Source organism: Aequorivita sinensis (assembly GCF_006346335.1).
GTDB lineage: Bacteria > Bacteroidota > Bacteroidia > Flavobacteriales > Flavobacteriaceae > Aequorivita > Aequorivita sinensis.
The window spans coordinates 36,951-45,896 of record NZ_VDMC01000017.1 but is presented as its reverse complement, the minus strand read 5'-3'; the positions used below and the strand labels follow the sequence as shown (position 1 = coordinate 45,896).

9 protein-coding genes are annotated in these 8,946 nt (G+C 36.1%); 2 read left to right on the top strand and 7 right to left on the bottom strand.

The window, feature by feature from the left end; all coding sequences use genetic code 11:
• Nucleotides 1-151 precede the first annotated feature (151 nt).
• Entirely contained in the window at nt 152-2,764 is a 2,613-nt protein-coding gene (locus FHP04_RS12975; protein WP_139856567.1) for a S9 family peptidase, read from the top strand.
• 62 nt (nt 2,765-2,826) lie between these two features.
• Here the strand turns inward: FHP04_RS12975 and FHP04_RS14845 are convergent, their stop codons facing one another.
• The 7 genes from FHP04_RS14845 to FHP04_RS12945 all read right to left on the bottom strand — a co-directional run bounded on the left by FHP04_RS14845 (nt 2,827) and on the right by FHP04_RS12945 (nt 8,139).
• On the bottom strand, nt 2,827-3,090 hold the full coding sequence (locus FHP04_RS14845) for a DUF6520 family protein (RefSeq protein ID WP_394344275.1): 264 nt from the start codon (nt 3,088-3,090) through the stop codon (nt 2,827-2,829).
• 86 nt (nt 3,091-3,176) lie between these two features.
• Nucleotides 3,177-4,667, bottom strand: a complete 1,491-nt coding sequence (locus FHP04_RS12970; RefSeq protein WP_139856566.1) for a MauE/DoxX family redox-associated membrane protein — start codon at nt 4,665-4,667, stop codon at nt 3,177-3,179.
• A gap of 294 nt (nt 4,668-4,961) precedes the next feature.
• On the bottom strand, nt 4,962-5,645 hold the full coding sequence (locus FHP04_RS12965; RefSeq protein ID WP_139856565.1) for a response regulator: 684 nt from the start codon (nt 5,643-5,645) through the stop codon (nt 4,962-4,964).
• 286 nt (nt 5,646-5,931) lie between these two features.
• The gene (locus FHP04_RS12960; RefSeq protein WP_139856564.1) at nt 5,932-6,231 is read right to left on the bottom strand and encodes a hypothetical protein; all 300 of its coding nucleotides are present in this window, start codon (nt 6,229-6,231) and stop codon (nt 5,932-5,934) included.
• A gap of 348 nt (nt 6,232-6,579) precedes the next feature.
• The gene (locus FHP04_RS12955) at nt 6,580-6,819 is read right to left on the bottom strand and encodes a hypothetical protein (RefSeq protein ID WP_139856563.1); all 240 of its coding nucleotides are present in this window, start codon (nt 6,817-6,819) and stop codon (nt 6,580-6,582) included.
• A 206-nt stretch (nt 6,820-7,025) separates the two neighbouring features.
• Nucleotides 7,026-7,259 carry a hypothetical protein gene (locus FHP04_RS12950; RefSeq protein WP_139856562.1) on the bottom strand — a complete coding sequence of 78 codons (234 nt, stop codon included), beginning with the start codon at nt 7,257-7,259 and terminating at the stop codon, nt 7,026-7,028.
• Between the two features lie 220 nt (nt 7,260-7,479).
• On the bottom strand, nt 7,480-8,139 hold the full coding sequence (locus FHP04_RS12945; RefSeq protein ID WP_139856561.1) for a LytR/AlgR family response regulator transcription factor: 660 nt from the start codon (nt 8,137-8,139) through the stop codon (nt 7,480-7,482).
• Nucleotides 8,140-8,654: 515 nt separating this feature from the next.
• Here FHP04_RS12945 and FHP04_RS14840 point away from each other — a divergent pair.
• A complete protein-coding gene (locus tag FHP04_RS14840; protein WP_394344276.1) occupies nt 8,655-8,912 on the top strand; it encodes an RteC domain-containing protein in 258 nt (85 codons plus the stop codon).
• The last annotated feature ends 34 nt before the right edge of the window (nt 8,913-8,946 follow it).

Genomic DNA, 8,946 nt, shown 5'->3' with positions numbered 1-8,946 from the left:
TAATTCTACGATTAGAACCTTAAAATCGTTTTCATGTTTTCTTGCCATATGTTAAATTTAATCATTTAGGGCTTAATTAAGTTGTCACAACAAATATAGACACTCCAGTCATACTAAACCCAAACCTCAACCCACAAAATCCTGGATACTAATGAACGCTATCAATAAAACTATACGCTCTTATGATAAGACAATTAGCCAGCTCCCCATACTTTTTTTCATGTTTGTTTTGGCCTCCTGCCCCATTTTGGGGCAGCAAGGGCCAGCAAAATCGTTGTTGCAACCAAAGGATTATGATATGTGGCACCACTTGAGAAACACCCAAATTTCAGGGGATGGTTTATGGACTTCCTATAAAATAGACTATGAAAAGGCAGCGGACACCTTGTTTGTTTTGAGCCTTGACGGCAAGACGGAATATCAGTTTCCCAATGCCCATAGCGCACAATTCCAACCCTCTAAAAAGACCGGATATTTCGCTTTTAAAGATGATCAAAAAGGAATTGGGGTACTCAATTTATCTACAGGCAAGACGGTCTGGGAAATGGAAGCGCAACGCTTTGATTTTGATAGTACTGGGAATTTCCTTGCGCTTTATAATCCGCAGCAGCAAGAGGGATATTTAAAATTATGGAATCTGGAAAAAGACCAAACGACAATTTTAAAAGGAATCAGAGACTTTAAATTTGACTCCCTAGGAAAACGGGCTTTGCTAATAAGCAAGGATGCCACCGAGACATCAATAGCCTTGTTGCGGTTAGAGAATATACAACAGTCTGTTATTATTAAAACAGAAAAATCAGAATTCTTGTACCCCACTTGGAACGAATCTGGGGATGGCTTAGTATTTATTGAAAGCACCCAAAATTCGGGGCAGCGACTCTATTATTTTGAAGATAAAAACACACCGAGGCTATGGGAATTAGACAATATAGACCTACGTGAAAATGGAAGGCTAGCAATAAGCAAACTAGACATTTCCTTTTCAAAGGATGGGGAACGGATATTTTTTTGGACCCATATACCAGACAATGATTCAAATGATAAACCGAAAGACAGCATAAAAGTACAGGTCTGGAAGGGGACGGACAAATGGATATATACGAGGCAGCAATTGGACTGGGAATATAACAAGGCAGATAGGCTGGCAGTTTGGTGGCCAAAAAAAAAAAAAGTGTTTCAAATAGGCACAGTAGAACGGCCGGAGGTCATTCTTACAGGAGAACAAAAGTATGCCCTAAGCTTTAACCTCTTGACTTACGAACCGCAATACAGGCAATCTCCCCAATCCGATTTTTATATAACCGAGCTGGAGACAGGGAATACATCCTTATTGTCCAAGGGTTTAGAAACAGCCTTGGGCTATATCAGTATTGATCCCTCGGGTAGGTATATAGCCTATTTTAAAGATGGTGACTGGTGGTTGTATGACATCCAAAAAAGAGAACATTTTAATAGTACAGAAAACCTACCTTTTCCCCTAACCTACGAGTATGCTCCACATACCATAGCAATTACTCCCTTCGGCACAATGGGTTGGACTACCACAGGGGATTTTTTGGTTTACGATGAATTTGATGTGTGGAAAATCAATATAGAAGGAAAGTCGGCAATGCGCCTCACAGATGGTCGGGAAAAAGGAATATGTTATAGGGAGTACAAAGGCCTTTATAATGGATTTCACTCCCTATCCGATATATCCCGAATTAAGCCGAAAGATTTTGCCAAGCCTATTATTCTATCAACGGAGGACTCCCTTTTCAATAAAGGATTTGCCTTATTGAATCCAAATAGTGATGTAGCGAATTATTTAAACGAAACCGGAAGAATCTCCGAATTGAGAAAGGCAAAATTTACCGATTCCGTTATTTATGTGAAAGAGAGTAGTGACGCGCCACCCGCACTCTGGAAAAAATCAGGAAAAGAAGCCAAGCTCTTGGTGCAATCAAATGAACAACAGCATAAATTTTTTATTGGCAAAACGGAATTGATTACCTACATAAATGATCAAGGACAAAAGTTGCACGGAATTCTCCACTATCCCGATAATTATGAAGCGGGAAAACAATACCCAATGATAGTGCACGTATACGAAATGATAGGATATAAATATCAAAAATACCAGAACCCAAGTGACCATAACGGAACGGGTTATAATTACAGGAATTTTACAGCGGCTGGGTATTTTGTACTGGAACCTGATATTTTAATCCAAAAGGAAAACCCTGGGATGTCAGCAATGGATTGTGTTACACAGGCGGTGAATAAAGTTTTGGAAAAGGGAATTGTAAACAAAGATGCCTTGGGACTGATTGGCCATTCCTTTGGGGGCTATGAGAGTGCTTTTATTATCTCACAGACAGATCTATTTGCTGCTGCCGTGGTGGGCGCAGGGGTTTTTGATCTTACAACAACCTATCACACCATAAACAGGGACACTGGCAGGGCGGAACATTGGCATTATGAGGACCATCAGTGGCAGATGGGCAAAAGTTTTTATGAGGCCAAGGAACTTTATAAGCGGAACTCGCCTGTGGAATATGCTCAGAACATAAAGACCCCTACTCTGATCTGGACGGGGAACAAGGATTATCAGGTAAATTGGCATCAAAGCGAGGCCATGTACCTAGCCTTGCGCCGCCTAAGTGTGGAAGTGGAATTACTGATTTATGAAAACGAAGGCCATTCTCTTGCAGTACAAAAAAATCAAAAGGATCTTACAAGAAGAATTCAAGATTGGTTCAATACATATTTAAAAAAGTAAAAATAAATTAGTAGTTATAAATTAAAAGATGCCCCATTTGGGGCATCTCCTTTTTAGGCAAATCAAGGTTGCCAGTTCATAAATAAAGGCAAGGAACAAGTCGTTGGTCCATTCTTACCAAAAACAATTCTACCTGTGTTGTCTGTACAAGTTGCGTTACTTGTCAGATCACATTTCCCATGGGGAACGCAGACACCGTTTTGGTAAATGTAACCCTGCACTAGGGCTGTTTCCTCCTTACCATAGTCCTGTGAGGCAAAGGCCGCTGCAATAGCAAGCATAAAGGCCGCCACAGGTAACAAAAACTTGAATTTTAAATTTCGCATGATTTCTAAAATTTAAATTTATAAATATTGACCTACTCTCTTCTACAGGTTTTCGATCTCATCCCTGTTCTTGCAAGAAAATTCGTTTATTCAAAATGTCTATCAACAATTTTATAAGCCACCAAATAATTACCTTGGAGCGCATATAGCATTCCGTTACTTATTAAAATCTCGCGTGCCTTGTTATTTTCATGTTTGTATAAGTAAAAACTGAATTGATAGCTTTGGTCGGTGAGCCTATATACATCTATTATATTAGCCTGGTCGATCATATTCTCTGGCTCCAGCTTTCCGAGTCGGGGGGAATCGACCAATAAAAGTTCTTTTGTGGTGGCTGTATTTCTATTCACCAAAACAGTATTACCACCCAATTTACGTTGGCCCTTAGCGCTGTTCTCTGCTATATTGAGTTGCGCCACACTAATGGTATCAATGGTTCTTCCGCGATGTTCTAGCTTTAAATCGGGATTTATAACCATATATTCATTACGGTAGTAATAGGTAAATATGAGTTTATCTAGATTGGCATTATAGATTAATCGGCCATCGGTATCAAATCGGCCGTCAATTTGTTTTTCGAGGAGTTGGTTGCTAAAGATTCCTTTAATGGAATCGTCAAGAGTAATTACGCCAAGTATGTTCTCACGGTTTGCGCTACTGGTAGATTGAAGGGCTAGTGTTTTGGAGTTAATAGGTATAATGTGGTTAAAATAGTAGTCATCTTGCATTTCTGTGGTTGCTTTCCAATCGCTTATTTTCCCCTGCAGAATTATGGGCACGGTGCCGTCGGTAACGTAAAATTCTGGCGGAAGAACATGAAGTTTAACTGCGCGATAGGGAAGATCCATTTGGTCCAATTGGATCATTGTGGTCGTAGTATCCTTAAAATTGCTATCTATCAAGGTCAATAAAAGAGGAGCTGTACTATTCCCTAAATAGACCTTGCCGTTGCCAATCCCTGCAAAATAATAGGAACTATATTTTAGGTCAAAACTGTGTATCTTTTCAATGGGATGAGGGATATACCTCCGCTGAAACGCATTGTTCCGATGCATCTTCTTTTCAGAAAAGGCGAACAATATCGTAACGGTACCAACACCAAAAATGGCAAGGGTGGTCAGCATCAGCAAGGTCTTTTTGTTATTCCTTTGCGCAGTAAAAAAGACCGCCACCCCCGCCAGGATTATGAAAAAAATATTAAAAATAAGATGTTGCGTCCAGCTCAATTTTTCCAGCACCCCACCGCAGGAGCAGGGGATAAAGTCGGAGAAATTAAGAATGATATAAATATAGGCCGTAAACATCATCATTAGGGTAAAGGCAGCATTAAAAGCTAGCGTCCTATATTTGGGAATTGTCAATAAAACGGCAATGAGAATTTCCAGACCCGGAACTGCCCAGGCAATAACACTGGCATACGCACTAAGAAGCGGCGACTGCGCCAATTGCACCGTAAAAGTTTCAAAATCCAAAATTTTACTAACTGCAGCATAAACAAACAATAAGACAAATAAATAAGATACTCCACTAACAAAGTGCTTTTTCAGAAACTTCAATATGGATTTTACAAAGGTCATTTTTTGAACTTAAGACTATCTCTACTTAACATTCATAAAGTTAACAAACTAAAGAACGAACATAGGTTGTTTCTGCCTTACTATTAGAAGGGTTCAACCTTTCTATTTGTAAGGAATTTCCGCCATAAGTAAGATTGAAATAATGAAAAAGTAAGAAAATTTAAATAATTGTTGAAGTCTTATGTCTTACGTCTAAAAGTCCTATGTCTAAAAGAACTATGCCTAAAAGACCTATGTCCAGACATTTCACAATCCTAAATGCCATTAATCCTTAATAATTTGCGATAGACCATTTCAAATAAATCCAAGCTCCCGGGCCTTTAGTAAAAGCTGTCGGTCATCCGCTTCTCCTATATCAAAAAGTAATTTTATATGCCGCTTTCTCTTTTCGATAGCAGCAATAGAAAAAGGTAATATTTCTGGTAATTCTTTCATTTTTATTCCTTGCGAAAGTTCATACAGCAGCATCCTATCCCATTTATCAAGTAAAAAATTATTACTTATAGATTTCCGCAAGTATTTCAGTACACTTTTACTGTAAAAAGGAGGATCACTCAAAACATCTAGAATTGCTGGTAATAAAATGCCCGTACTAATATCACCCTTGATTAAAAAACCATCTGGGTTAATGCTTTTAAAAATAGTGTGTATTCTGTAATTATTACTAAACGTAGTCGCTATAATAATCTTTGAATTTGAAAAACGTTCTCTAATCTCTAAACCAATATCTTCTCCAGATAAATGAGTCCCCTTATTCGACGCTGGAATTTCTATGTCCAAAAAAACCAAATCGATATGCTGTCCCGTAGCCTGTAACCTATCAAGAAGTTCCAAAGCAGTATCACAACTATTTGCTTCCGAAATAGTAAAATTCCATGTAGCATTGGCAGCCTCAATATCCATTAAAGAATTTCTATAAGCTTCAATAAGCAATGGATGGTCATCTATAATTATCGTATTTAACTGTTTTATACTCATAATTTATCATTTATTGGAATTGTTACGATGATATCAGTCCCTTTTCCTTCAGTATTGGAAATATTAAATATCCCTTTTAACCTTTTTACCCAAGATTTCATATTGCGCAAACCAATCCCATTTGCGAATGGAACTTATAAAACCCTTTCCAGTATCACTTGTTTTCAATTTAACAAAATCACCTTCTTTTCTAAGGAAAACACAAACTAGTTAGGCTTCCGCATGCTGTATGAAAATTTTTAACGCCTCCTTCAAGATTCTATAAATATTGGTTTAAAAATAATCATCAAAACCCTCCCCATTCTATTCTAGAATTTTCATAATATTCATATTCAAAACCGCCATTATCGCCCCTCTCTTTAATAAACGGTTCCATCCATCGATTACATCTTGTATCACTCAGCATAATCTCACTTCTTAAGTTGTGGCTAATTTTTCTCATTTCTCTTTCTACCAAATCTAAATGATTAAGCAACTTCCAATGCGTTTCTATAACCTCCCTTTTCCCTACTACCTTTAATAGCTCCCAATTCAATATAATCCCAAAAATTCTTGCTAGAATCCCATCATATAACTCTTTTGAAATTCTGGGTCTTTCATCAAGCTTCCCTTACTATAAACTTACTATTTCCTTTCAAATCAATAAATAAATCTGTTCATCCCCTTGTTGCAGTTTAACCTCAAATTCCAATGCCATATTTTGAGATCATTGCCTAAGAAGCACCACAATTAAAATCAAAATTGTTATCAAAAAAATACTACCAATAACTATCCACAATCGTGTTCCTTCCAATCTTTTGGCTTTATGAATATAACTATCGGTTTCACTGTGTATCCTGGTAAATTCATTTCAAACCTCTCTCCGATTTAGTTCTTCGGTAAGTCTTATATACTCCTTCAAATAATAGTTGCTTCTTCCACTATTCGTTTCCGCTTAAAGTAAAATAGCTTCCAATACATCGCGTTTTAAATAAATTTTATTTGCCAAATCAAAAGCATTTTCAGTATTAGTCTTGGCCTTCACCGTATCTCTTACAGCCAAATAATATTGTGAAAGATGGATATGGCTTATCACAAGCCCTTGTAAATTTTCAATACTTACTTTTAGCTGTAATGCTTTATAAAACGGCCAAACATTAAATTTTGCTATAATAAACCATTCGAACACTATCATTTTTAGCCAAAGTATTTTGTTGATAGCCAGCTCTTAGATTTTTCAATCTTTCTTCAGGGATTAATCTTGAATCCATGCCTTAGCAAGAAGTGAATCTATTTTTGTTATTGCTGTCACAACAGCCAAAATTCTTTCATTACAATTTAAAATGATTGTACTTAATGAAACTACTGCTAAGCTGCGAATAAGAAAAGAATGGTACGCTTCTAAAACAATTCATATAAGGGTAACAAAAGTTTAGTTAAGTCTTTCCCTTTAAAAATAGACCCTACGTTACAAGTCATTCTTTGATCCTTATCGTTATCGGGCCTTACACTGTCATCATTTCCTGTGTTTACAACTGTTGGTACATCGTTGGTTTTAGTTAATGAGGTAGGTGTGCACGGGACAAACAATCCCGATAATAGCAATATCAAACATAAAAGTGATAAAATTTTCATGATAAAATTATTTAAATGAAATAATAGATAATTCAGATCACCGCTTTGATGATCAGTATTCACTCGTGCACAAGGAAAACCAGTTGGGGAATACCAGCTAGAAGAACAACTTCCTTACATCGAAGATAAAATAATAAGTCAATAATATAAGTAAGTTTTAAACTGTTATTTGTGAAACCATTACTCCCAATGGTATAACCTCAAATTTCCATGGTAAAATTTAAAAAGAACGATTTCTAACTAAGCGTTCCAAAATCTCCATATTATTCAAATATTTCTCCGAAAAAGGTATCCGTTCCTTTCTTTTTTTTAGCATTATAAAATGCTTACAACGATTGATTCTAAAAATCTGGGAGGCATTTATAATATAGCTCCTTTGAATTCGCACAAAGGGAGCCGATAGTCTATTTTCAAAATGCTTGAGAGAATTAAAAACAGGTAGTATCCTCCCGTCTTTTAAATGGATATCAACATTATTGTTATCTGCTTTCAAATAAAGAATCTCCGATACACGAAGATAGTACGCCTCTTTCGGTGAAGAAATTTTTAGAATGCGCTCTTCCTTGATAATTTGATTTCTGCAAATTGATAAAGATTCAAATAATGCTTCCCTTGAGAAAGGCTTAATTCTAACATCAGTAAAACCATTTTTTACGGCATAGAATGCTTTCTTATAATCAGAAGTCAGACCTATAAGACAAGCACTCCTAAAAACCCTATTCTTTAAAATAGGTTCTTCTTCAAAGTCAATATCTAAAATATCCAAATCCAACACTATAATATTTGGATTATAAGTTATTAGAGACGCTAAGGAATAGCTTGATTCCTTTGATTTACCCACCATTTTATAATCCGAAGAATTTAAACAAAATTCCGTCATATAATCGTCAAGTTTTAAGTTGTCGGATATTGTGTAGATGGTAATCAAAACTGTAATTTTCCAGACCAATAATAATATCCATATTTAAAATAAGAAAAGTATGGTTTCACCTTACTTTTTGTAGGGAAAATCCCTTACGTTTATTTATTATATCCTTCTACCTCAGTTTTCTAAGAACGCCCCAATTTATATAAAACTAAAATTACTTCAACCGCAACCTACCATAAAATACTGAAACCTAATTATAGCCAATTTGGTACGGAAAATTCAAAAAATAAATTCCGAATCCAAAAATATTTTTGAGGAAATCGAATTGGCAATCTTCCACAGTAAAAAAACATTGTGAAAGCTACCTATCAAAATAACATCCAATGGCTATTTAGCTTCTGCAGAGGAATTCCTATTTTTTTTTTGACCATAAAACCAAAACCCCTGAGATACTGGATATATTATCTCATGCTGAATATCTCTCAAACCAGCCGGCCCCAAAACAGTAATAAAAAGATTAAAAACATATCGAAAACCGCATAATGCAATATCAAAGCTATTTTATAAAACATAAAGCATGCTACCAATATTTAGAACGCAAAAGAACGGATAGAGATACAGAATGTTTTTTTCGTTACAATGGCATAATCAAGTTTCATCCAGATGCTTTACCCTATTGTGTTGATGAAGTATTCTCTACTTCCCACGATTTTATTGTAGCAAAAATTTTCGCCCATAAGTTGCATATCAAAAAACGCAATAATGAGTTGAAAATTCTAAATTAGCTTATCACTTCAAAAGCCTCCTCCTCATCAAATA

What these genes read in the sequence shown, in the direction of transcription:
- FHP04_RS12970 (WP_139856566.1), bottom strand. Translation starts at nt 4,667, where the DNA reads ATGACCTTTGTAAAATCCATATTGAAGTTTCTGAAAAAGCACTTTGTT.
- FHP04_RS12955 (WP_139856563.1), bottom strand. Translation starts at nt 6,819, where the DNA reads ATGATAGTGTTCGAATGGTTTATTATAGCAAAATTTAATGTTTGGCCG.
- FHP04_RS14845 (WP_394344275.1), bottom strand. Translation starts at nt 3,090, where the DNA reads ATGCGAAATTTAAAATTCAAGTTTTTGTTACCTGTGGCGGCCTTTATG.
- FHP04_RS12950 (WP_139856562.1), bottom strand. Translation starts at nt 7,259, where the DNA reads ATGAAAATTTTATCACTTTTATGTTTGATATTGCTATTATCGGGATTG.
- FHP04_RS12965 (WP_139856565.1), bottom strand. Translation starts at nt 5,645, where the DNA reads ATGAGTATAAAACAGTTAAATACGATAATTATAGATGACCATCCATTG.
- FHP04_RS12945 (WP_139856561.1), bottom strand. Translation starts at nt 8,139, where the DNA reads ATGACGGAATTTTGTTTAAATTCTTCGGATTATAAAATGGTGGGTAAA.
- FHP04_RS12975 (WP_139856567.1), top strand. Translation starts at nt 152, where the DNA reads ATGAACGCTATCAATAAAACTATACGCTCTTATGATAAGACAATTAGC.